Source organism: Streptomyces iranensis (assembly GCF_017874715.1).
Classification (GTDB): domain Bacteria; phylum Actinomycetota; class Actinomycetes; order Streptomycetales; family Streptomycetaceae; genus Streptomyces; species Streptomyces iranensis.
In genome coordinates, this window is record NZ_JAGGLR010000001.1 from 712,151 (window position 1) to 734,424 (window position 22,274).

General features: G+C 72.4%; 20 protein-coding genes and 1 pseudogene. 9 read left to right on the plus strand and 12 right to left on the minus strand.

Annotated features, from left to right (window positions below; all coding sequences use genetic code 11):
• The first annotated feature begins 99 nt into the window (after positions 1–99).
• The 3 genes from eda to J2Z30_RS03105 all read left to right on the plus strand — a co-directional run bounded on the left by eda (position 100) and on the right by J2Z30_RS03105 (position 2,878).
• Positions 100–759, plus strand: coding sequence for a bifunctional 4-hydroxy-2-oxoglutarate aldolase/2-dehydro-3-deoxy-phosphogluconate aldolase (gene eda / locus J2Z30_RS03095; RefSeq protein ID WP_044582016.1), 660 nt, complete (start codon positions 100–102; stop codon positions 757–759).
• A gap of 175 nt (positions 760–934) precedes the next feature.
• Positions 935–2,206, plus strand: coding sequence for a DNA sulfur modification protein DndB (locus J2Z30_RS03100; RefSeq protein ID WP_044576226.1), 1,272 nt, complete (start codon positions 935–937; stop codon positions 2,204–2,206).
• A 240-nt stretch (positions 2,207–2,446) separates the two neighbouring features.
• The gene (locus J2Z30_RS03105) at positions 2,447–2,878 is read left to right on the plus strand and encodes a hypothetical protein (protein ID WP_209468528.1); all 432 of its coding nucleotides are present in this window, start codon (positions 2,447–2,449) and stop codon (positions 2,876–2,878) included.
• Positions 2,879–2,928: 50 nt separating this feature from the next.
• On the opposite strand, the gene J2Z30_RS03110 is transcribed toward J2Z30_RS03105, so the two are convergent.
• The 6 genes from J2Z30_RS03110 to J2Z30_RS03135 form a co-directional block, all read right to left on the minus strand.
• Complete coding sequence (locus tag J2Z30_RS03110; RefSeq protein WP_044576219.1) at positions 2,929–3,342, minus strand: DNA-binding protein; 414 nt, start codon at positions 3,340–3,342, stop codon at positions 2,929–2,931.
• The gene (locus tag J2Z30_RS03115) at positions 3,324–3,620 is read right to left on the minus strand and encodes a hypothetical protein (protein ID WP_044576216.1); all 297 of its coding nucleotides are present in this window, start codon (positions 3,618–3,620) and stop codon (positions 3,324–3,326) included. Before J2Z30_RS03115 ends, J2Z30_RS03110 begins: the two co-directional genes overlap by 19 nt.
• A gap of 56 nt (positions 3,621–3,676) precedes the next feature.
• The gene (locus J2Z30_RS03120; protein ID WP_044576212.1) at positions 3,677–4,852 is read right to left on the minus strand and encodes a bifunctional RNase H/acid phosphatase; all 1,176 of its coding nucleotides are present in this window, start codon (positions 4,850–4,852) and stop codon (positions 3,677–3,679) included.
• Between the two features lie 4 nt (positions 4,853–4,856).
• Positions 4,857–5,600, minus strand: a complete 744-nt coding sequence (locus J2Z30_RS03125) for a zinc ribbon domain-containing protein (RefSeq protein ID WP_078956921.1) — start codon at positions 5,598–5,600, stop codon at positions 4,857–4,859.
• 39 nt (positions 5,601–5,639) lie between these two features.
• Positions 5,640–6,488: a Nif3-like dinuclear metal center hexameric protein gene (locus J2Z30_RS03130; protein ID WP_044576205.1), complete on the minus strand. Its 849-nt coding sequence runs from the start codon at positions 6,486–6,488 to the stop codon at positions 5,640–5,642.
• A 90-nt stretch (positions 6,489–6,578) separates the two neighbouring features.
• Entirely contained in the window at positions 6,579–7,613 is a 1,035-nt protein-coding gene (locus J2Z30_RS03135) for an ABC transporter substrate-binding protein (RefSeq protein ID WP_044576203.1), read from the minus strand.
• Between the two features lie 227 nt (positions 7,614–7,840).
• Between J2Z30_RS03135 and J2Z30_RS03140 the strand changes: the two are divergent.
• Positions 7,841–9,046: pseudogene (locus J2Z30_RS03140) on the plus strand (hypothetical protein); the annotation flags it as partial.
• Between the two features lie 1,201 nt (positions 9,047–10,247).
• Entirely contained in the window at positions 10,248–10,409 is a 162-nt protein-coding gene (locus J2Z30_RS03145) for a hypothetical protein (protein WP_209468529.1), read from the plus strand.
• A gap of 196 nt (positions 10,410–10,605) precedes the next feature.
• Here J2Z30_RS03145 and J2Z30_RS03150 read toward each other — a convergent pair whose 3' ends face one another.
• From J2Z30_RS03150 to chsH3, 3 genes are all read right to left on the minus strand, one after another.
• Entirely contained in the window at positions 10,606–11,559 is a 954-nt protein-coding gene (locus J2Z30_RS03150; protein ID WP_044576197.1) for a 3-oxoacyl-ACP reductase, read from the minus strand.
• Entirely contained in the window at positions 11,544–12,629 is a 1,086-nt protein-coding gene (locus J2Z30_RS03155) for a Zn-dependent alcohol dehydrogenase (protein WP_044576194.1), read from the minus strand. Before J2Z30_RS03155 ends, J2Z30_RS03150 begins: the two co-directional genes overlap by 16 nt.
• 131 nt (positions 12,630–12,760) lie before the next feature.
• Positions 12,761–13,615: an enoyl-CoA hydratase ChsH3 gene (gene chsH3, locus J2Z30_RS03160; protein ID WP_044576191.1), complete on the minus strand. Its 855-nt coding sequence runs from the start codon at positions 13,613–13,615 to the stop codon at positions 12,761–12,763.
• 317 nt (positions 13,616–13,932) lie between these two features.
• Between chsH3 and J2Z30_RS03165 the strand changes: the two genes are divergently transcribed.
• Entirely contained in the window at positions 13,933–15,240 is a 1,308-nt protein-coding gene (locus J2Z30_RS03165) for a sensor histidine kinase (RefSeq protein WP_209468530.1), read from the plus strand.
• 68 nt (positions 15,241–15,308) lie between these two features.
• Positions 15,309–15,914: a response regulator transcription factor gene (locus J2Z30_RS03170; RefSeq protein ID WP_044582015.1), complete on the plus strand. Its 606-nt coding sequence runs from the start codon at positions 15,309–15,311 to the stop codon at positions 15,912–15,914.
• A 101-nt stretch (positions 15,915–16,015) separates the two neighbouring features.
• Here the strand turns inward: J2Z30_RS03170 and J2Z30_RS03175 are convergent, their stop codons facing one another.
• A complete protein-coding gene (locus J2Z30_RS03175) occupies positions 16,016–17,476 on the minus strand; it encodes an MFS transporter (protein WP_044576184.1) in 1,461 nt (486 codons plus the stop codon).
• 251 nt (positions 17,477–17,727) lie between these two features.
• Here J2Z30_RS03175 and J2Z30_RS03180 point away from each other — a divergent pair, with 251 nt between their 5' ends.
• A complete protein-coding gene (locus J2Z30_RS03180; RefSeq protein ID WP_044576181.1) occupies positions 17,728–18,777 on the plus strand; it encodes a hypothetical protein in 1,050 nt (349 codons plus the stop codon).
• On the opposite strand, the gene J2Z30_RS03185 is transcribed toward J2Z30_RS03180, so the two are convergent.
• Positions 18,729–19,793 (minus strand): 3-hydroxyacyl-CoA dehydrogenase NAD-binding domain-containing protein, encoded by a 1,065-nt coding sequence (locus J2Z30_RS03185; protein WP_044576178.1) that lies wholly within the window; start codon positions 19,791–19,793, stop codon positions 18,729–18,731. The two genes, J2Z30_RS03180 and J2Z30_RS03185, sit on opposite strands and share 49 nt — an antisense overlap.
• Positions 19,793–21,202 (minus strand): aspartate aminotransferase family protein, encoded by a 1,410-nt coding sequence (locus tag J2Z30_RS03190; RefSeq protein ID WP_044576175.1) that lies wholly within the window; start codon positions 21,200–21,202, stop codon positions 19,793–19,795. Before J2Z30_RS03190 ends, J2Z30_RS03185 begins: the two co-directional genes overlap by 1 nt.
• Before the next feature lie 344 nt (positions 21,203–21,546).
• Here J2Z30_RS03190 and J2Z30_RS03195 point away from each other — a divergent pair, with 344 nt between their 5' ends.
• On the plus strand, positions 21,547–22,221 hold the full coding sequence (locus J2Z30_RS03195; RefSeq protein ID WP_044582014.1) for a class I SAM-dependent methyltransferase: 675 nt from the start codon (positions 21,547–21,549) through the stop codon (positions 22,219–22,221).
• Positions 22,222–22,274: the final 53 nt, after the last annotated feature.

Consider the following 22,274-nt stretch of genomic DNA (forward strand, 5'->3'; position numbering starts at 1 on the left):
CCGTTTCCTGGCCGGGCACCCGTTCCCTGCCGCCGTTCCGTACGCACCCGTTGCGACATGCGCAACCGCCATTGCGCAGTGCGCCACCGCGCGGGCAGGATGGGCGCCGTGACTAGCACCGCGCCCTCCCCCGGTTCACCGGATTCCTCGCTGCTCGACCTCGCCCCTGTCATCCCCGTGGTCATCGTCCATGACGTGGCCGACGCGGTTCCGATGGCCCGTGCGCTGGTGGCGGGCGGGCTGCCCGCGATCGAGGTGACCTTCCGGACACCCGCCGCCGCGGACGCGATCCGGGCGATCGCCGACGAGGTCCCGGACGCGGTCGTCGGCGCCGGTACGGTCCTGACCCAGGAGCAGGTGGAGACGGCCGTCGCCGCCGGGTCGCGCTTTCTGGTCACGCCCGGCTGGACGGACCGGCTGCTGGGGGCGCTGGACGCGTCCGGGCTGCCGTATCTGCCGGGGGTCTCGACCACCTCGGAGGTCGTGGCGCTGCTGGAACGCGGGGTCGAGGAGATGAAGTTCTTCCCGGCGGAGGCGGCCGGCGGCACCGCGTATCTGAAGGCACTCGCCTCGCCCCTCCCCCGGGCCCGCTTCTGCCCGACGGGCGGGGTCCACGCCTCGAACGCCCTCGGGTATCTGTCTCTCCCCAACGTCGGCTGCGTGGGCGGCACTTGGATGCTGCCGCCGGACGCGCTGGAAGCGGGCGACTGGACCCGGGTCGAGTCCCTGGCCCGCGAGGCGGCGGCGCTGCGGGGCTGACAACGCCAGCGGCGGCCACCGCAGACAGGCCCGCACGCAACTACGGGACGGCCGAGCTCGCCTGACCGATCCCCGCACCTGGTTATGCTCGATGGGATGTACAACCCGCCGGGATGTACATCTCCCGGGGCCGAAAGCCTCCCGGGGGTTCTCAGGGGTGGAACAGGGGGTCTTGGTGACCGACCAGACGACGGGGTTTGTGAACGAGGTCGATCGGCGGCTTGGCGATCCGCTGCGGGTGCTGGAGTTGAGTCCGACCCGCTTTATGACGACCATGCCATGGGGCCAGTTGGCGCGGATCGTCCCCGACCCCAGGAAGGCGGAGAACCCGCAGGCGCTGCGCTACCTGGACCGCAAGGGTAAGGAGCAGGCGGAGACCCGTAACGAGGTCCAGCGCAACATCAAGTCGACGAAGAAGGCCGAGAACGCAAAGGCATACGCCCGGTACCTGGCCGAGGTACTACAGGGCGAGCGCGATGAACGGTGGGCCACCCCGCCCTTCGCTCTATGGGTCCGAAGGCGCCTACGGATCGACCGTGTGCCGAGCCCCTTCGGCCCGGACGCGATCACCTATCTGCCGTTCGACGTCACGGGCGTACTGATGGACGCCGAGACCCAGCATCTCGCACACTTCCTGCTACGCGAAGATCCGGCCCTCTACGGCCTCACCGACGAAGCCGCCATCAACGCGCGGCTGGTCGGCGTCGAGGTCTACCACGACATCGATCTTGTGGCGGCGCGCCAGATCTTCCACGACCGCAATCTGCTGGGCGTCATTCCGAACAAGAACGTCGCCCTCGCCTCGGACTCCTCCAACCTGGCGACCAACATCACGTTGACGCTGCTCAAGGAGGTCGAGGTAGCTGCACCCTCAGGGAACGGCCGGGTTCCGCTCGAAAGCGTGGTCTCCGTCCGCCAGCGGCAGTTGAAGGCGGCCGACACCGAGTGGATGACGCTTTCGACGCTCCGCTCGTTCGTGATCACGATGATCTTCGGCAAGGCCGGGTTCGAGAAGACCAGCGGTCCGATTCCGGATCTCCCCGAGGGGTGCACGCGCGAGGTCGCGACCACGGAGATCCATGCCGTACTGACCCGGATCCTGGAGACGTTCGGCCCGGCCTTCACGGCCCGGAACTCCACCGTGATCGCCTCCCCTGCCGTGTTCGCGGCGCTGGGTGCCGTTGCACACCGCGTCACGTCGTGGAGCAAGAGCAAGGTGGAGGGCGACGCGCTGACACCCGATGAGTTGATGAACCTGCTGTCCCAGGTCAAATGGGACCGGGACGCCAAGTATTGGGAGGGGACGGCGGGTAAGAAGACGGCCACCGGCGCGTTCTCCCTGGCCGGGGGCGTCAAGGACAACGGCTCCAAGACGATGGCCGCACTGGGAGATCCCGCCTCCCCTCGGTTCGACTGGATCCGCTACGGCCGCCCCGACGAAGTCTGAACTACGAGACCGAACACCCCACCACAGAGTCCCCGCAGTTGAACTGCGGGGATCCCCGCAGTTTTTTCAGAGGGAATTTCCGCAGGTCACCTCCCCGCAGCAGCAGGTCCGGCCTCTGGCGAGCCGTCGATCGGCACAACTCCCCCCGCAGTTCCGGCTATTGTCATCCTTCACGGCAGGTAATACGTCATCGGCGCCAGAAGCTTGCCTTCAAGACACTGATTCAGGGGGAGGACTGCGGTGAGCGGCAGAGTGGTGGAACTCGTCATTGGGGTGCTGGTGGTGGTCGTCGGGGCAGTGCTGACCGCATGGGCCAACTATCGGTTGCAGCGCCGTAAGGAGCGCCGGGAGGACACCCAGCGCGCGCTGGACCTGTTGAACGAGATCCAGCACACGGTCGACGAACCGCCCACGGCCACCACCCCGGAGCACCTGGCACAGCTCTCGCGACGCCTCCGGCAGACCGAGGACGACGCCCCCGAGGACGTACAGCCGTCGCTGGCCCGGGTGGGCGGCCGCCTGGACTCTTACAGGTCGTCATGGGGCAGCGCGCCGCGCTCCGGTTCGCTGGCCGTACAGGAGGGGACGCCGCCGCTGCGCGCGGCGGAGGACCTTCGGAAAGCGATCAGCACGGCCCGCGACGCCATCCGCCTCTACCGCTGCAGGCGCTGAAGAGATCACTCGGCCCCGGCCCATCGCCGTGCCCCGGGGCCGGAGCCGAGTCACACGGCGACCAGGCGCACCCGGTCGCCGCAGAGCTTGGTCATGTCGTCCACGTCGGAAGTCAGCATGACGACGGGATGCCGCTGTTTGAGGGCGGTCGCCGCCACGGCCGCGTCGATCGCGTACTTGTGGCCGTGCAGAGCGGCCCCCATCAGCAGCGCCGAGGCCGCCTTTGCCTCCTCCTCCCCCACCGGGAGGACGCGGAGACCGGAAAGGACCCAGCTCAGCCGGGCCTTGTCGATGCGCGCATGCACGGCCTCGATGACGGTGAGCGCGCAGACCACGGCTTCCATGCCCCGCCTCCGCGCCTCCGCAACCAGGGCGACAACCGATTCGTCATCGTTCAGCAGCTTGGAGAGGCCCTCACTGTCCAGGACGAGCGTCCCGTCGTGGCTCAGCTTGCGGCGGGCCACTGCCCGTCCTCGGCGAACACCTCGTCGAAGACCCGACGCGCCCGCTCCTGCGCCTTCGCCGAGACCGGGCCCTTGCGCCGTTCATAGTCAGCCAGGTACTCGTCCAGAATCTGACCGCGCAGCTCACGCTCCACCGCTGCGGTGATGAACGCCGAGAACTCCCGCTTGCCGACGCGCAAGCGAATTGCCTCGGCGGTCCCTTCGGGGAGGGAGAGGCTTACCCGGGTGGCCGGCCCCTCGCCGATGCTGTACGACGCCTCAGCCTCATACTCAGACATACGACCCACTTTATCAAACGAGTAGGAAAGTGGGCCGTCGGCGAAGGCGCGGGCGCCTACCGCAGGTGAGACGTGTCGTTCAGGAGGCGGACGGACGCGTTCCCGTCCCCGTAGTACGCCACCGCCGTCAGCGAAGCCGCCGAGAGTTCCATGCGGAACAGGGACTCCGGCGGGGCGCCCAGGGCCAGCCGGACCAGGGTCTTGATCGGGGTCACATGGGTGACCAGCAGTACCGTACGGCCCGGGTAACGGGCGATCAGCTTGTCGCGGGCGAGCGCGACCCGGTGGGTGACCGTCGCGAAGCTCTCGCCGCCGCCGGTGGGGGCCACCTCCGTGGAGGCCAGCCATGCGTCCAGGTCGTCCGGGTAGCGCTCCTTGACCTCCGCGAAGGTCAGGCCCTCCCAGGCGCCGAAGTCCGTCTCCCGCAGCCCCTCTTCGACGCGGACGTCCAGGCCCAGTCGGCGGGCCACCACCTCGGCGGTCTCCCGGCAGCGCCGCAGCGGTGAGGCGACGACGGCCTGGATGGTGCCGCGTGCGGCGAGCGCCGCCGCCACCCGCTCGGCCTGGTGGCGGCCCACGTCGGAGAGTGCGGGGTCGGTGCCGCCGCTGCCGGAGAAGCGCTTCTCGGGGGTGAGCGCGGTCTCCCCGTGCCGGAGCAGGACGAACGTGGCGGGGGTGCCCAGATCCGCCGAGCCCCAGCCCACCGCCGGGGCCCCCGTGGCGGCGGGCTCGGCGAGGGCGTCGTCGGCGGGTGCGGCGGCCTCCGGCGCGCCCGCCGCCAGCGTGCCGCCGGGCGGCACCTTCGGCTGCCACGGCTCGCCCCGCTTGCCCGCGTCCATCGCCTCGTTGGCGAGCCGGTCCGCGTGCTTGTTGTTCTCGCGCGGGATCCACTCGTAACTCACCTGGCCGGGCGGGACGATCCCCTTGGCCTCGGCGGCGAGCGGCCGCATGTCGGGGTGCTTGATCTTCCAGCGGCCCGACATCTGCTCGACGACCAGCTTGGAGTCCATCCGCACCCGGACCTCGGCCGCCGGGTCCAGGGCGTACGCCGCCCGCAACCCGGCGATCAGGCCCTTGTACTCGGCCACGTTGTTGGTCGCGGTGCCCAGGTACTCGGCCACCTCGGCGAGCGTCTCACCGGTCTCGGCGTCGCGCACGAGGGCGCCGTAGCCGGCCGGCCCGGGGTTGCCCCGGGACCCGCCGTCCGCCTCGACGATGAAGCGCCGCGCCATCGGCCTACAGCCCCGACTCGGGCGTACGGACCAGGATCCGGCGGCAGTTCTCGCAGCGCAGCACCGTGTCGGGGGCCGCCGAGCGCACCTCGTTGAGCTCGGTGATGGCGAGCTCCTGGCGGCAGCCGTCGCAGCTCCGCTGGTAGAGCCGGGCCGCGCCGACGCCGCCCTGCTGCTGGCGCAGCTTGTCGTAGAGCTTCAGCAGATCGGCGGGGACGGCCCCGGAGATCACCTCGCGCTCCTTGGTGGCGGTCGCGATCTCGGTGTCGATCCCCTCGGCGGCCGCGTCCCGGCGCGAGGTGGCGTCGCCGATCTTCGACTGGAGGGACTCCACCCGCTCGGTCAGCTCGGCGATCCGCTCCTGGACGGACTCCCGGCGCTCCATGACCTCCAGGACGATGTCCTCCAGGTTGCCCTGGCGCTTGGCGAGGGAAGCGATCTCGTGCTGGAGGTTCTCCAGGTCCTTCGGCGAGGTGACAGCCCCGGAGTCCAGGCGCTTCTGGTCGCGGGCGGCGCGCTGGCGCACCTGGTCCACGTCCTGCTCCGCCTTGGTCTGCTCGCGGGTGGTGTCGCTCTCCTCGGTCTGCGCGGCGATGAGCAGGTCGCGCAGCTGGGTGTGATCGGCGTTCAGCCTCTCGATCTCGGCGTGCTCGGGCAGCGTCTTGCGCTTGTGCGCGAGCTGCGACAGCCGGACGTCGAGCGCCTGGACGTCGAGAAGGCGGATCTGATCGGCGGGCGCGGCATTCAGCGTGGGGCTCCAGGGGAGTCGAGTGGGACGGAAACGAGGTCAGGGAGTCGAGCGAGGGGCGGCGGGGGCCGCGGCGTGGGCCGTCCAGGGGTCGGTCACGATACGGGAGACATGCGTCCGCAGACCCCAGCCGTGCCGGTCGGAAATCGCGTCCAGCTGGGCCGCGGCCTGCTCGGTCCAGGGCCATTCGGTGGCCCAGTGCGCGGCGTCCAGCAGGGCGAGATCGCTGTGCTCCCGCGCCTCCGAGGACGGGTGGTGGCGCAGATCGGCGGTGAGGAACGCGTCGACCCCGGCCGCGCGCACCGCGTCGAAGAGGCTGTCGCCGGAGCCGCCGCTGACGGCCACCCGGCGGACGGTATGGTCCGGGTCGCCCGCGGCGCGGATCCCCTGCGCGGTGGCGGGCAGCCGGGCGGCGGCGCGCTCGGCGAACTCCCGCAGCGTCTCGGGGTGGTCGAGCTCGCAGATCCGGCCCAGCCCGCGGCGGCCCTCGGGGTCGGTGGCGTCGGGCACCAGCGGACCGACGATCCGCAGGTCGAGCGCGCCGGCGAGGGCGTCGGAGACGCCAGGGTCGGCGGTGTCGGCGTTGGTGTGCGCGACATGCAGGGCGATATCGCGTCTGATCAGCGTGTGCACCACCCGGCCCTTGAAGGTGGAGGCGGCAACCGTGGTCGTCCCCCGCAGATAGAGCGGATGGTGGGTGATCAGCAGATCGGCGCCGAGGCCCACCGCCTCGTCGGCCACTTCCTGGACCGGGTCGACGGCGAACAGCACGCGGGTGACCTCGGCGTCGGGGTCACCGCACACCGTGCCGACGGCGTCCCACTGCTCCGCCCGCTCGGGCGGCCAGAGGGCGTCGAGCGCGGCGAGGACGTCGTTGAGTGCGGGCACGGGGCAAGGCTACCTCCCGGATCACGGCTGAGCCCTGCCCCGGCCTTCACCCAGCGCGACCACCGCGATGCCCGGTCGCCGTGTCGCGGATCAGTGGACGAGGTAGCCGCGCAGGTCGTCCAGGACCCGGTCGGCGGCGGTGACGCCGAGGCCCAGGTACCAGGTCTCCTCGTCGACGGATCGGGCCCGGCCCGCCTTGACCGCCTTCAGCTTCTTCCACAGCGGGTTGGACTGCGCCTGGTCGCGCTTGGTGGCCTTGGGGTCGCCGTAGACACCGGTGAAGATCCAGTCGGCGTCGGCCTCGTCGATCCGCTCCGGGCCGATCTCCGCGGCGAGATCGTTGATCTGCTGGTTCTTCGGGCGCGGCAGACCGACGTCCTGGAGGATGGTGCCGATGAAGGACGCCTTGGCGTAGAGCCGGGTGGCCTGCGGCATGAAGCGGAGCATGGTGATCGTCGGCTTGCCGGCGCCGATGTCCTCACCCAGCTTCTCGGCCTTCTTCTCGTACGCGTCGAGGGAGCGCTCGGCCTCGGCGGTGCGGTCCAGGGCCGCGGCGTTGAGGCGGTAGTTCTCCTTCCAGGTGAAGCCGGGGCGGATGGAGAAGACGGTCGGGGCGATTTGCTTCAGCTCGTCGTAGAGCGGCTCGGCGCGCAGCTTGCTGCCGAGGATCAGATCGGGGTGCAGGGCGTTGATGGCCTCGAGGTTGAGGTTGTTGATGGTGCCGACGTTCTTCGGGTTCCCGGCGGCCTTCTTGAGGTAGTCCGGTATGGCCTGGTCGCCCTCGGAGGGGGCGTAGCCGACCGGCTTCAGCCCCAGCGAGACCACGTTGTCGAGCTCGCCGACGTCGAGCACCACGACCCGCTTCGGCTTGCTCTTGAGCTCGGTCCTGCCCATCGCGTGGGTGATGGTGCGGGGGAACGCGCCGGGCCGCGCGTCCGTGCCCAGCTTCGCGGTCTCCTCGGCCGCCTTGCCGAAGTCCTTGCCGCCCTGCGCGACGGACTTCCCGCCCCCGCCGTTGCGCTTGCCGCCGTCCGCGCCGTCGTCCGAGGATCCACAGGCGGTGAGGGAGAGCGCCCCGGCCAGGGCGAGGGCGAGGGCGGCACTGCCGCGGGCGCGCAGGGACATGACGGAGCTCCAGGGATAGCTGGGCGCGCCCGTTCCCACGGGCGCGCCGATCGCACTTAGGTGTGCCTTACTTTAATCACAAACCATCCCCGCGTCGCTTACAGCACATTCACCCCCGACCTCTCACGCGAATCGGGCAAGAGCCACACTTACGGGTGGAGCACACCCATTACGGCCTTCGGCGGTGAGTGTGAAAACTACGTTCAGTGGCCGGAGGTGACTGACCGATGACTGCCTGTGCCTTCGACACCGCCCTCACCGGGGGCGTCGGCGACCGGCCACGACGGGGTTTCACCATCGCCTCGGACCGCTCGTACGGCGCGCGGCTCGCGCTCAGCGGGGAGGCGGGCTGCTGGTACCCCGAGCGCTGGACGCTGGACGGCCCGGAGCCCTACGCCGTGCCGCTGCCCGCCGCCCAGCCCGAGGAGCCGGACAGCGAGTTGCTGCCACTGGCCGACGGGCAGGTGCTCATCCACCGCCAAGTGGCCGGCCACCACGCCTTCTCGCTGCTCTACCCGACCGGCCCCGGCACCGGCGAGCGCCCGCTCGGCGGCATCGACCGCGCCGAGGTCTCGCTGCTGCCGCCCGCGCCCGGCGGCCTGTGCGCGTTCGCGCTGGGGCGCGGGCCGCGGTCCACCTCCGTCTGGCTGCTGTTCGGCGGCGGCGTCCTCGCCCCCCAGCACCTGGCCGAGGTGCCCGGCCGCTGTACGGGCGGCAGTTGGCTGGACCGTACGGGCCGGCTGCTGGCCCTCGACCGCGAACTCGACGGCCGCACCAAGACCGTGGTCGTCGATCTGCGGCGCGGCGGCGAGACCAGCCCGCTGCTCCAGATCACCGAGCGCAGCGACGACCGGCTGCTGCTCGCCGACCCCGACAGCGGTCTGCTGCTCGTACGGTCCGACGCGCCCGGCGAGCAGCGGCTGGGCTGGGGCGTGCTGGGCAGCACCCGGCCGGTGCGGTTCCCGGACTGTCTGCGTCCCGCGGGGTGGTCGGAGGCCACGCCGTTCGCGGTACAGCCGGGGCAGGTGCTGACGCCCGAGGTGTGTGCGGTCGCCTTCCGCATCGACGGACGGGGCGGATCCGGGACCGGGGCCGGGGCCGGGCGGCCGTGGGTGGGCGTATGGCGCCCGGCGGAGCGGCGGCTGCGCGAGTTCCCGGCCCCGGAGGGCTGGCTCCCGGGCGCGGGCCTGTGGACGAGGGACGGCGAGCTGTGCCTGCCGTACGTCACCCCACAGGTGCCCTGCGGGCTGGCCAGGGTCCGCCCACCCGGGGCGGCGGGGGCGGGGGCCGCCGGGTTGGCGCCGAGGCTTTCGGGGGGCTCGTGGGTGACGGCGGCGACGGCCGGTACGAGCGGTGCCACGAGCAACTCCACGCACGGCACCGCGAGCGCGGCGGAACCGTCCGGGTCGGGGTCGTTCGGGTCGGCGGATGCGCGGTGGAGACCCGACGACACGGCGGGATCGTGGCGACGGGACGACACGGCGGGGCCCTGGAGACCGGGCGACACGGCGACGCCGTGGCAGCCGGACGACGCGACGGGGGCGCGGCGGACCGCGCCGGTGACGCGGGTGTCCGAGCACTCAGGCCCGGTGGCGGACGTGTCCGGCCCGGCCACGGCCGGGACAGCGGAGGCGCTGTGGCGACGGGATGACGCGACGGGGGCGCGGCGGACCGCGCCGGTAGCGCGGGTGTCCGAGCACTCAGGCCCGGTGGCGGACGTGTCCGGCCCGGCCACGGCCGGGACAGCGGAGGCGCTGTGGCGACGGGACGACACGACGGGGGCGCGGCGGACCGCGCCGGTGACGCGGGCGTCCGAGCACCCGGGCCCGGTGGCGGACGTGTCCGGCCCAGCCACGGCCGGGACAGCGGAGGCGCTATGGCGGCCGGACGACGCGGCGGCGACGTGGCGGCCGGATGACGCGGCGGCGGCGTGGCGGCTCGATGACGCGGCGGCGGCGTGGGGGCCGGACGAGGCGACCGGGGTGCGGCGGGTCGCGGGAGTGACACGGGCATCCGGCCCGGCTCCGGCCGAAGCGCGGGTCGTTCAGACGTCGCGGGCGGCGGCGCCCGCGGCCGGGATCGCGACCAGGATCACACCGTGGACCCGGGTCGGCGGTCTCGGCGCATCCGTCCCCGCGCGAGCGTCCGGGCCGGTGCCCGAGCCCACACCGACGCCGTCCCGGGCACCCGGGCCGATGCCGCTGCGGGAGCGGGCGCCGATGGCCGTACACCAGCCGGTGCCGATGCCCGTACACGAGCCCGCGCCGATGGCCGTGCACGCGCGGGTGCCGGAGCCCGAGTGCGGGTCCGGGGTCGAGCCGTGGGGTGGGACCGGATCGTGGGCCGGGGTCGAGCAGGAGATGGGGCCCGAGCCGGAGCCCGCTCCGGGGACCGGTCTGACCCCCGCCCTGCGGCCCGTACCGCTGCAGCAGGCGCCGCTCGCGCGGCCACCCCAGCCCCGGCCACCCCGCTGGGTCCGGGATCACCCGATTGGTTAGACTCGGGCAGGGGCTGCGCATTCCCGCGTTCCGTGCGTGTGGGACGCCTCGGGTGATGCGCATGGAACGTCGTGCGACATCGTGGTCAGCCCCTTTCGCACAGTACAAAGCGATCTGACGGGGTGACGTACCCACCATGTCCGAAACCCACATCGACACGACCCAGGCGCGCCCGCGGGACGCCGCCGGGGCCCAGGCCGATGCCGCTCAGGGCAAGCACCGGGGGCAGGCCGCGTCCGAGGAGTCCCAGGCACCGGCCCACGGCCGCCATCGTCGCCCGAACGAGAGCGGCTCCTGAGAACTTCAAGGCCGTAGGCACTTCAAGGCCGTAGGCACCTCGGGGCCGTAGAGCCACCTCGGGGCCGTCGTAGAGCCACCTCAGGGTCGTCCCCGATCGCGGGACGGGCTGGATTTCCCCCGGAAGTCCGGCCCGTCCGGCGATCGCGGGGTGCCCCTGCCCCCCCTGCCCCCGGCCAGCCCCGGCCGACGGCACCTCACCCCCGCTTGAGCCCCAGCACCTCCACCGCCGCGAAGCCCTCCCCGCCCCGCTCCGCGAAGTACGGCGTCAGCGCCGCGTCCAGCTCCTCGAAGCCGAAGGCGTCCCCCTTCGCGTCCACCTTCGCCGCCACCTTCGGCCGCTCCAGGATCGCCAGCATGCCGCCGTGCACCACGAACACCTGGCCGTTCACCTTCGCCGCGGCCGGTGAGGCGAGATAGCCGACCAGCGGGGCGACGTGTTCGGGGGCGAGGGCGTCGAGGCGGCCGTCCTCCGGGCGCTCGAAGTCGGCGAAGACGTCCTCGGTCATCCGGGTGCGGGCGCGCGGGCAGATGGCGTTGGCCATCACCCCGTACTTGGCGAGGGCCGCCGCCGTGGAGGTGGTGAGCCCGACGATGCCGCCCTTCGCGGCCGCGTAGTTCGGCTGGCCCGGCGAACCGGCGAGGAACGCCTCGGAGGAGGTGTTGACGATCCGGCCGTGCACCGGGCCGCCGTCCGCCGCCTTGGACCGCTCGCGCCAGTGCGCGGCGGCGAAGCGGATGGTGTTGAAGTGGCCCTTGAGATGGACCCGGATCACCGAGTCCCACTCGTCCTCGCTCATCGAGAAGACCATCCGGTCGCGCAGGATGCCCGCGTTGTTGACCAGGATGTCCAGCGCGCCGTAGGTGTCGATCGCGAGCCGGACCAGCTCGCCCGCCCGCGTGTGGTCGGCCACATCGCCCACGTGGGCCGTGGCCCGGCCACCGGCCGCGCGGATCTCCTCGGCGACCTGTTCGGCGGGTCCCGCTGATGCCTCGCCGCTGCCGTCGCGGCCGCCCTGTCCGTAGTCGTTGACGACGACACTGGCCCCCAGCCGCGCCAGCTCCAGGGCCTCGGCGCGGCCGAGGCCGCGCCCGGCGCCGGTGACGATCGCGGTCTTCCCGGTCAGCGGGCCGGTCACATCTCGATGCATGTGCGCAGCGCCTCCCCCGTCCGCATCTGGCCTATCGCGTCGTTGATCTCGCCGAGCCGCACCCGGTGGGTGATCAGCCCATCGAGGTCGATCCGGCCCGCCCGCCACAGGTCGATGGTGCGCCGGTAGGAGCGGAGCACATCGCCGCCGCCGTACAGCGAGGGCAGGATCCGCTTCTCGTCGAAGAACAGCTCGAACATGTTGAGCTGGAGGAAGTCGTCCAGCGCCCCGGCGCCGACCACGCACAGCGTGCCGCCGCGCCGGGTGATCTCGTACGCCCGGCGGGCGGTGGCGGAGCGGCCCACGACCTCGAAGACGTAGTCGAAGCCCTCGCCCGCCGTGACGCTGTTCTTGGCGGTGTCGAGACCGTCCGGGGCCACCGCCTCGGTGGCGCCGAAGCGCAGCGCGGCCTCGCGCCGCGACTCCACGGGGTCGACGGCGACGATCTGCGCGGCGCCCGATGCCCTCGCCCCCTGGATGACGCTGATGCCCACCCCGCCGCAGCCGATGACCGCGACCGACGAACCGGCCTCCACCCGGGCGGTGTTGAAGACGGCCCCGAGCCCGGTGGTCACCCCGCAGCCGATGAGGGCCGCGATGTCGTACGGGACGTCGTCGGGGATCGGCACGGCGCAGGGTGCGGGGAGGACGATCTCCTCGGCGAAGGTGCCCGTCCCGGACATCCCGAAGACATCCTCCGGACTGCCGCCCGGACGCCGGAAGTTGGGGGTTCCGGCGTTCATGAAACCGGTCAGGCACAGCTCGGTCTGACCGCGCTGACAGGACGGACAGCCGCCGCAAGCGGGCAGCCAGCACACCAGTACCCGGTCGCCGGCGCTCAGCCCGGTCACCCCGTCGCCGACGTCGAGGATCTCGCCCGCGCCCTCGTGGCCGGGGACGAACGGCGCGGGCTGCGGCAGCACCCCGGCCATCGCGGAGAGGTCGGAGTGGCACAGCCCGGTGGCCCTCAGCCGCAGCCGGACCTTGCCGGGGCCGAAGCCCACCGCCTCGATGTCGTCGAGGACCTCGAGCTTGTCCTGTCCCGTCTCGTGAAGTACGGCTGCGCGCACAGCGGCTCCTCGTGATTTCGAGCGTGCGTGTTCTCAGGCGTGCGTGGTCTCAGACGTGCGTGGTCTCACACGTGCGTGGTCTCAGACGTGCGTGGCATGCGTGGTCTCAGGCGTGCGTGGCATGCGTGGTCTCAGGCGAGTTCGACGATGGTGTCGGTGAGGACCGGCGCGTCGTCCCGCTCGACGGCGGTCGCCGTCACCTGGACGCGCCCCTCGTCCTGCCACATCCGGACGCGCAGGGTCTCCCCCGGGTAGGTCACCCCGGCGAAGCGGGTGGTGTACGAGCGCACCCGGGACACCTCCCCGTCCAGCGCCGTGTCCACGACCGCCTTGAGCACCATCCCGTACGAGCACAGTCCGTGCAGGATGGGCTTCTCGAACCCCGCCACCTTGGCGAACTCGGGGTCGGCGTGGAGCGGGTTCCAGTCCCCGGAGAGCCGGTAGAGCAGCGCCTGGTCCTCGCGGATGGCCCGCTCCACGGTGCGGTCCGGCTCACGGGCCGGGGCCTCCAGGCGGTCGGAGGGGCCGCGCTCACCGCCGAAGCCGCCCTCGCCCCGGACGAAGATCCTGGTGTCGCAGGTCCACAGCGGGCCGTCCGCGTCGGCCACGTCGGAGCGCAGCACGATGACCGCCGCCTTGCCCTTGTCGTAGACGGCGGCGACCTTCGAGGTCTGGGTGGCGTCCCCGCCGAGCGGGATGGGCCGGTGCAGTTCGACGGTCTGGCCGCCGTGCAGGACGGCGGCGAGGTCCACGTCGATACCGGGTGCGGCCATGCCCCCGGCGACCGCCATCCCGCCGCCCGCGACGGTCGCGAAGCTGGGGAGCACATGGAGCTTGCTCTCCAGGGTGTAGCGGAGCTCCTGGGGGTCGGTGGCGGGGGTTCCGGCGCCGATGCCCAGGTGGTAGAGCTGGATGTCCTTCTGCCCCCAGACGAGAGCCGTGCTCCTGGGTTCGGCCGAGACGGCCTTCGCGACATCGATGGGCATAGGGCGACACCACTCCTTGGTCCGCTCGCCGGTCCACGGTCCGAAGACCCCGGCCCGCCCGTCCGCACCGTCGGCCGCGCCGGGGTCGTCGCTGGTCGGCAGGGTCGCGTCGTCCGCGTGGACATGTAGAACGCGTTCTAGCCGATGGCACCCTGTATAGCCCAATCGCCCCGAAGGGGGAAGGGTGCCGACGACCCGCGCTGACGGTCCGTCAGGTGGCGGCGGCCGGGGTGCCGAAGGCCCTGGGACAAATGTCACGGCCATCCCCCGACATCCGCATCTGCCCAGCTCATACGGGGATCCGTAAGGTCAGAGGCATGTATGCCACCGCCGCGCGCATCGAGCGCCTCAAGCCACCGGGCCGCCGGGCCTTCGTGCCCTGGCTCTTCATGCTCTCGGGGGACGTACAGGCGCTCTTCAAGGGGAAGACGCCGCTGCCCTGGCTCGGCGGCGCGGGGGTGGCGGCCTTCATCGCGCTCTACCTCACCACCGTCTTCACCGCCCTCGACGAGCGCCGCCGCCACACCAGGACCCCGCCGCTGGCGCTGGCCGGGCTGGCGGCGGTCACCTATGCGCTGGGCATCGGCTACGCCGGGAACTGGCTGCTGTGCTTCCCGCTGCTGTCACTGGCCTCCGGGATCGTGCTGCGCGGCGGGAGGCGGAAGCTGGGGCCCGTCATCCTCGTGCTGTCCGCCTCAGCGGGAGTGATCGCCGGGCTCCGCGGCGGCCCCTCGGACTCGCTCACGGTCTCCTACGGCACCCTGCTGTCCGGCCTGGTGACGGCGGCCATCCTGTCGCTCTTCGAGACCGTGGCCCAGCTCCGCGCGACCCGCCAGGAGCTGGCCCGTACGGCGGTGGAGAAGGAGCGGCTGCGGTTCTCCCGCGATCTGCACGACCTGCTGGGCCACACCATGTCGGTCGTCGTGGTCAAGGCGGAGGCGGTGCGCCGGCTCGCCCCGAAGAACCTGGAGGCCGCGCTGGGGCAGGCCGCGGACATCGAGGCGGTGGGGCGGCAGGCGCTCACCGAGATCCGCGAGGCCGTCACCGGCTATCGCGAGGGCAGCCTGGCCACCGAGCTGGACCGGGCCCGCTCGGCGCTGGACGCCGCCGGTGTCGAGGCCGTCGTCCGCCGGGAGGGGCCGCCGCTGGCCCCGCAGACCGAGGCGCTGCTGGGGTGGGTGGTCCGCGAGGGGGTCACCAATGTGGTGCGGCACAGCGGGGCGTCCCGGTGCGAGATCGAGGTGCGGAGCGGCATGGACCGGGTACGGCTGGAGATCACGGACGACGGGGGCGGCGTAGGCTCCCGTACCACCGGTACGCGCGCGATGGGCGCGACGCGAGCGATGGGCGCGATGGGCGCGATGGGCGCGATGGGCGCGATGGGCGCGATGGGCGCGATGGGCGCGATGGGCGCGATGGGCACGACTGTCGGGGCGGACACGGCGGGCGCGGACGGCGCGATCGGCGGTACGGGGCTCAAGGGCCTGGCCGAGCGGCTGTCCGCGGCGGGCGGCTCGCTGGAGTCCGGCCCCGGCGGACGCCGGGGCTTCCGGCTCGTCGCCGAACTGCCGGTGGACATGGAGGATGCGGTGGAGGCCGAGGTCGAGGGGGCCCGGACGGCGTGAACGACGCGAAGGGCGCGGAGGGCGTGGAGGGCGTGGAGGGCGTGGCCGAGGCGGAGGGCACGAAGGACGTGATCAAGCTCCTGCTCGCCGAGGACCAGGGGATGATGCGGGGCGCGCTCGCCCTGCTGCTCGGACTCGAGGACGACTTCGAGATCGTCGCGCAGCTCGGGAACGGGGACGAGATCGTGCCCCGGGCCCTGGAGACCCGGCCCGATGTGGCGCTGCTCGACATCGAGCTGCCCGGCCGCAGCGGTCTGGACGCGGCCGCCGCGCTGCGCGAGGCGCTGCCGGAGTGCCAGGTGCTGATCCTCACCACCTTCGGCCGCCCCGGCTATCTGCGCCGGGCGATGGAGGCGGGGGCGGCCGGGTTCCTGGTCAAGGACGGCCCGGTGGAGGAACTGGCCGTGGCGATCCGCCGGGTGCTGGCCGGTGAGCGCGTGATCGACCCGGGCCTGGCCGCCGCCGCCCTCAGCGCGGGCCCCAACCCGCTGACCCAGCGCGAGCGCGATGTGCTCTCGGCGGCGGTGGACGGGGCGACGGTCGCGGACATCGCGGCCAAGGTGCACCTCTCCCCCGCCACCGTGCGCAACTACCTCTCCTCGGCCATCGGCAAGACCCAGACCCGCAACCGCATGGAGGCCGTCCGCGCCGCCCGCCAGAACGGCTGGCTGTGAGTCGGCCACGAGACCATGAGGAATTGAGACCATGAGGCATCGAAGCCATGAAGCATTGAGACCATGAAGCATTGAGGCCATGAAGCATTGAGGCCATGAAGCTACGAGGAGCCGCGGGTCACCGCGACCGCGGGCGTCCGCGGCAGCAGCACGGCCATCAGCACCACCGCCGCCGCGATGATCCCGGTGGCCACGACGAAGGCGCGGCCGTACCCGGCCGCGAGCGCCTCCGGTCCGGCCCCGCCGTGCGCCGTGATCCGCTCGGCCGCGACCGTGGCCAGCACGGTCAGGCCGAGCGCGCCGCCGATCTGCCGTGAGGTGTTGACCAGCCCGGACACCAGCCCCGCCTCGGAGGGGGCAGCGCCCGAGGTGGCGGAGGCGGCGAGCGGGGTCATCAGCAGCCCGCTCCCGAGCGACATGATGATCGCGGGGCCCAGGACCGTCCCCACATAGGTGCCGTCGGCGCCCATCCGGCTCTGCCACGCGTAGCCGACGACGGCCAGCGAACCGCCCGCGATCGCCAGCAGCTTGCCGTCCACCCGGGCCATCAGCCGGGGCGCGAGCTTCGAGCCGAGGACGATCGACAGGCTGTGCGGGAGGAAGGCGAGACCGGCCTTGACCGGGCTGTAGTGGAGCACGTTCTGCAGGTAGAGCGTCATGAAGTACCACATGGCGAACATGCCGCCGCCGCACACCACCATCACCGCGTTCGCCGCCGACACCGCCCGGATGCGGAACAGCCGCAGCGGCATCAGCGGCTCCTCGGTCCGTGCCTCGACGGCCAGGAAGACCGCGAGCAGCACGAGCCCGGCGAGCAGGGGGCCGAGCGAGGCGGCGGCGGTCCAGCCGTGCGGTTCGGTCTGCACGATGCCGTACGCGAGCGCCGCGACGCCCGCCGTGACCAGCACCGCGCCCGGTGCGTCGAGCCGTCGCGCCGCCCCGGAGCGGCCCTCGGTCAGCCACACCGCCGCGGCCACCAGCACCACGATGCCCACCGGCACATTGACCAGCAGCACCCAGCGCCAGGACAGGTACTCGGTGAGCACACCGCCGACCAGCGCGCCCGCCGCGCCCCCGCCGGCGCCGACCGCGGTCCAGGTGCCGATGGCCCGGTTGCGGGCCGAGCCGGTCGGGAAGGTGGTGGTGAGGATGGTGAGGGTGGCCGGGGAGAGCACGGCCGCGCCGATGCCCTGCAGCGCGCGGGCGGCGATCAGCTGCCAGGGCTCCTGGGCGACGCCACCGGCGAGGCTGGCCGCGGTGAACAGCCCGAGTCCGGCGAGGAAGACCCGTTTGCGCCCGAAGAGATCGGCCGCGCGCCCGCCGAGCAGCAGGAACCCGGCGAAGGTGAGCGCGTAGGCGTTCACCACCCATTGCAGCGCGGTCCCACCGAGTCCCAGGTCCGTACGCATCGACGGCAGCGCGACGTTCACCACCGATATGTCGAGCACCACCAGGAACTGTCCGGCGCAGGCGGCCAGCAGAACCGCCCATATGGGGGGCGAGGCGCGCGGGACCCGGGCTGCGGCTGCGGTTTCCGAGGGGAGGGGCGTCGGGGTGGACATAACGGCGATGCTCGCATCCGGAACCCGTCATACGCATCGGCAATTCCGCGCATTCGGGTGGGGCGCAAGACTTAGTACTTCTCCGATCCGCGGCATGCCCGGTGGTCAGGCGATGGTCGGTGTGTTACCGGTGGATGTTGCCGAAGTCAGGTTGTGAGCAGGTGAGTTGGAGCGTACGCGGAGCGTATCGCCCTCCGCGACGAGACCTACGAGGAAATCCCTCGTCGAGGCCGGCAACACCGGAGGAGAGCATGACCGACAGCGCCACCAGAGTCGCCATCTACGGTCCAGGGGCCATGGGACTGCACATCACCAGGCTGCTGTACGAGCGCGGAGTGCCGATCGTCGCCGCGATCACCCGGCCCGGCTCCGACAAGGTGGGCAAGGACCTGGGCACCCTCGCGGGCCTTCCCCCGCTCGGGGTCCCGGTCCGCTGCGACGCCGAGGAGACGCTCGCGGAGACCGCGCCGGACGCCGTGGCGGTCGCCGTCGACACCTATCTCAACCAGGCCATGTACGACATCTACGCGACGATCGTCCGGGCGGGCGCCAATGTGCTCACGCTGGCCGAGGAGATGCTGTACCCGTTCCCGACCTCCGGGGCGCGGGCGCGGCGACTGGACGAGCTCGCCAAGCGGCACGGGGTCACCGTGACCGGCACCGGACACCAGGACGGCTACTGGGTCGGCCTGGTCTCCGTCCTGGCGGGCTCGGCCCAGACACTGCACACGGTGGAGGGCGAACTGTCCTGGAACGTGGACGACTTCGGGCCGGCCGTGGCGCGGCAGCAGCATGTCGACAGCACGGTGGCGGAGTTCGGCGAATGGCTCGCGGGCGCCGCCCGGAAACCCACGTTCGGCCGGACCGCGCTCCACGCCCTGGCCGCCGCCATCGGGCTGACACCGGGACGGCCGGAGACCCGGACCACGCCCTTCGTCGCCGCGAGGACGATTCCCTGTGCGGCGCTCGGCAAGGACATCGCCCAAGGCAGGCTGCTCGGCTACACCGACACGGACATCCTGCACACCGAGGAGGGCGTGGACCTGGTCATCAGCTCGACCGGCAAGGTGTACGAGGCGGGCGAGGCGGACTTCAACGAGTGGCGCGCCACCGGGCGGCCGACGCTGCGACTGCGCAACGACCGGGTGATGACCCGGGACACCACCTGCACCACGCTCATCAACCGGATCCCGGACGTCGTCCGGGCGGAACCGGGGCTCGTGACCGTCGACCGGCTGCCACAGCTCCGCTATCAGGCTTCCTTGGGGAAGGCGTCTCCGGGCAGGGCATCCGCCGGGTAGGGCGACGGCGCGGACGGCTCCGCGCGGCGGCCCCATCGCCGGGTGTGCCGTTCCAGGAGCAGCAGCAGGTCGATCAGAAAGGCGTCCCGTTCCTCGACCAGTTCGGCCACGGACCGTCCCCCTGCCGCCTCCTCGCTTCCGGTGACCATCCGCTCGTACAGCTCGTCCGTCAGCTCGGGAGCGTCGAGCCTGGTCAGGGGATCGAGCAGCCCCGGGCCGAACTGGTCGAGCATATGGGCCATCCCGCCGGGGCCGCCCGCCAGATGGGAGGTCAGGCACGGCCCCAACAGCGCCCAGCGCAGCCCGGGACCGTGGGCTATCGCGGTATCCACCTGGCCGACGGTGGCCTCACCGGCGGCGACCATGTGCAGCACCTCGCGCCACAGCGCCTCCTGGAGGCGGTTGGCGATGAACCCGGGCAGCTCCCGGTCCAGGGTCAGGGGCGTCTTCCCCGTGTGGCGGTAGAAGCGGTCGGCCCAGGCGACCGTGGCCGGGTCGGTGGCCCGGCCGCCGACCACCTCCACCAGGGGGATGAGATAGGGCGGGTTGAACGGATGGCCGACCACGAACCGTCCGGGGGTGCGGCACGCCGTCTGCATATCGGTCATGGCGAAGCCGGATGTGCTCGAGGCGACCACGACGCCCCGGGGTGCCGCCGCGTCGATCGCGGCCAGCACACGGACCTTCGTATCCAGCCGTTCGGGGACGGATTCCTGGACGAAGTCGGCCACGGACACCGCCTCGGAGAGGGAGCCGGTGAAGCTCAGCCTGTCCCGCCGTGCCCCGTCGGCGAGGCCGAGCCGCTCCACGGCGGGCCAGGCGCGGTCCACGAGCGCGTTCAGCCCGTCGGGGGCGCCCGGCGCGGGGTCATGGGCGATGACGTCATAGCCCATCCGCAGGAAGTGCGCGGCCCAGCCGCCTCCGATGAGGCCGGTGCCGACGACGGCGACGGTGCGGACCGACTCCGGCTCCCGTATGCCCTCCTGCGCGGGCTTCTCCCACTCCCCGGCGGCCATCAGCGGACACCGCCCGAGGGGCCCTTGCGCACATCCCGGCACAGCCGCTCGAAGTTGGCCACGTACCGTCGCACATCGTCCCGGGTGTGCTGCACCGACAGGGTGAACTGCTCGGACTTGCCCCACGACGGCAGCAGGACCCCGCCGCCCACCTGGTAGAGCCAGTGGGCGCGCCGCCACGGGGCGGGGGAGCGGAGGAAGTCGCGGTAGTCGCGCAGCCGGTCGGTGAAGACGACCGCGCCCTTGGCCCCGGCGGAGACGACATGGCCCGGGATGCCGTAGCGCGCCATCAGCTCGCTCACGCCGGTCACGATGGTGGTGCGCAGGGCCTCCAGATGCGCGTATGCCCCGGGGGTGAGGACTTCGGTCAGCATCGCGCGGGCCGCCGCCATGGTCATCGGGTTGCCGTTGAACGTGCCGACCTGCTGATAGGTGTTGTCCGCGATCAGTTCCATCAGGGCGGCGGTGCCGCCGATGGCCCCGCAGGGGAGCCCGCCGCCGAGCGCCTTGGCCAGGCATACGAGGTCGGGGGTGACGCCGAGCAGCTCGGCGGCTCCGCCGGGTGCCACCGCCAGACCCGTCTTCACCTCGTCGTAGGCGAGATACGCACCGTGGGCGTGCAGCAGGTCGCGCAGTGCGGCGAGGTAGCCCGGGGGCGGGAGGACCACGCCGATGTTCAGCATCACGGGCTCGACGATCATTCCGGCGACGGAATCCGGGTTCTCCTCCAGTGCGGTGCGCACCGCGTCGATGTCGCCGAACGGCACGGCGAGCGTCAGATCGGCGAACTCCGGTAAGTACGCCGGCCCGGACGGCACCGAGCACGGCCGGTGGTCCGGTCCGATGTCACCCCGCTCCGGGAGGGGAAACGTGGACACCTGAACCGAGTCGTGGTGTCCGTGGTAGGCCCCCTCCACCTTGATGATCTTCTTGCGGCCGGTCGCCACCCGCATCAGATGGACGGCGTCCATGGTGGCCTCGGTCCCGGAGTTGCCGAACCGCCACAGCGGCAGGCCGAAGCGCTCCGCCAACAGCCGTGAGACGGCGATCAGATCCTCGGTCGGCAGACCGAAGTGGGTGCCGAGACGCACCCGCCGCTCGACCGCGCCGACGATGGCCGGGTGGGCGTGGCCCGCCAGATTGGCCCCGAAACCACCGTGCAGATCGACGTACTCGGTACCGTCGGCGTCCCGGACCCGCCCGCCCTCGCCCCGCTCGATCCAGATCGCACCGGGCTCGGCGTCCTGCCAGGACGAGGCGACGCCCCCGGCGAGGGTGGCACGCGCGGCCTCCCGCAGCTCGAACGACCGCCCCATCCGGTCGGCGAGCCGCTTCTCCGAGGCCTCGATGAGCTTGTCCAGCTGGGCGAGATCCCGCTCTTTCACTCGTGCGGTTGGCGCACTGGTCATGATCCACCTTTCACGGAGCAACGGCGCTCCGAGCGCCTGGACGGCCACATCGGACTATGGATCGTCGGCACCGTGCCGGCCCGTGCCGGCCGTCCGACCGGCGAGGCCGCGCTCGGTCACGGCCCGTCGGGGCCACGACGTCGAGTGAGGGACAGCACCAGGGCGCATCGGCACCGGGAAGCAGTGGAGGCTGGATACCCGGACCGCGGTCGAACCGCTGCCCCACACCGGGAAGGTCAAGTGATTTCCCTAGGCGGAACCGGCTCAAATGCGAATGAACGGCCCGTCAGGAGGTCGTGGCCCCCGGGCACCGTGGGCCGGTGGCGGTGCGGCAGGATGAGCGGGTGACTCAGTCTGCTGCCGCCGCCGCGCCCGCGGCCCCCGACCGCACCGTGCTCGACGCCTTCGAGGCGGCCAAGGGCTTCATGCCGCTGGACGAGGGGCTCGCGCTGTACGCCGCGGCCATGCGGGCGGCGGCGCCGGGGCTGCCGCTGGTGGAGGTCGGCACGTACTGCGGGCGCTCCACGATCCTGCTGGCCGACGCCGCCCGCGCGGCCGGGACGGTCGCCGTGACCGTGGACCACCACCGGGGCTCCGAGGAGCAGCAGCCGGGTTGGGAGTACCACGACCCGGAGGTGGTGGACCCCGAGGTGGGGCGGATGGACACGCTGCCCGCCTTCCGCCGCACCCTCCACCGGGCGGGCCTCGAGGACCACGTCATCGCCATGGTCGGGCGGTCCCCGCAGGTCGCGGCGGTGTGGGGGAAGCCGGTCGGGCTGGTGTTCATCGACGGCGGGCACACCGACGAGCACGCGAGCGCCGACTACGAGGGCTGGGCGCCGCATGTCGCGCCGGGCGGGCTGCTGGTGATCCACGACGTCTTCCCCGACCCGGCCGACGGCGGCCGGGCGCCGTACCGGATCTACCGCCGCGCACTCGCCTCCGGCGCGTTCACCGAGGTCTCCGCCACCCGCTCGCTTCGCGTCCTGCGCCGCACCGCGACCGCCACGCCCGCCTGATCGCGAGCACATGACCGGGGCGCCCGGCTTGCCCCACCGCCACCCGCCCCGGT

What these genes read in the sequence shown, in the direction of transcription:
- J2Z30_RS03135 (WP_044576203.1), bottom strand. Translation starts at nt 7,613, where the DNA reads ATGTCCCTGCGCGCCCGCGGCAGTGCCGCCCTCGCCCTCGCCCTGGCC.
- J2Z30_RS03180 (WP_044576181.1), top strand. Translation starts at nt 17,728, where the DNA reads ATGACCGACAGCGCCACCAGAGTCGCCATCTACGGTCCAGGGGCCATG.
- J2Z30_RS03120 (WP_044576212.1), bottom strand. Translation starts at nt 4,852, where the DNA reads ATGGCGCGGCGCTTCATCGTCGAGGCGGACGGCGGGTCCCGGGGCAAC.
- J2Z30_RS03145 (WP_209468529.1), top strand. Translation starts at nt 10,248, where the DNA reads ATGTCCGAAACCCACATCGACACGACCCAGGCGCGCCCGCGGGACGCC.
- J2Z30_RS03165 (WP_209468530.1), top strand. Translation starts at nt 13,933, where the DNA reads ATGTATGCCACCGCCGCGCGCATCGAGCGCCTCAAGCCACCGGGCCGC.
- J2Z30_RS03190 (WP_044576175.1), bottom strand. Translation starts at nt 21,202, where the DNA reads ATGACCAGTGCGCCAACCGCACGAGTGAAAGAGCGGGATCTCGCCCAG.
- J2Z30_RS03150 (WP_044576197.1), bottom strand. Translation starts at nt 11,559, where the DNA reads ATGCATCGAGATGTGACCGGCCCGCTGACCGGGAAGACCGCGATCGTC.
- J2Z30_RS03185 (WP_044576178.1), bottom strand. Translation starts at nt 19,793, where the DNA reads ATGGCCGCCGGGGAGTGGGAGAAGCCCGCGCAGGAGGGCATACGGGAG.
- chsH3 (WP_044576191.1), bottom strand. Translation starts at nt 13,615, where the DNA reads ATGCCCATCGATGTCGCGAAGGCCGTCTCGGCCGAACCCAGGAGCACG.
- J2Z30_RS03175 (WP_044576184.1), bottom strand. Translation starts at nt 17,476, where the DNA reads ATGTCCACCCCGACGCCCCTCCCCTCGGAAACCGCAGCCGCAGCCCGG.
- J2Z30_RS03115 (WP_044576216.1), bottom strand. Translation starts at nt 3,620, where the DNA reads ATGTCTGAGTATGAGGCTGAGGCGTCGTACAGCATCGGCGAGGGGCCG.
- eda (WP_044582016.1), top strand. Translation starts at nt 100, where the DNA reads ATGGGCGCCGTGACTAGCACCGCGCCCTCCCCCGGTTCACCGGATTCC.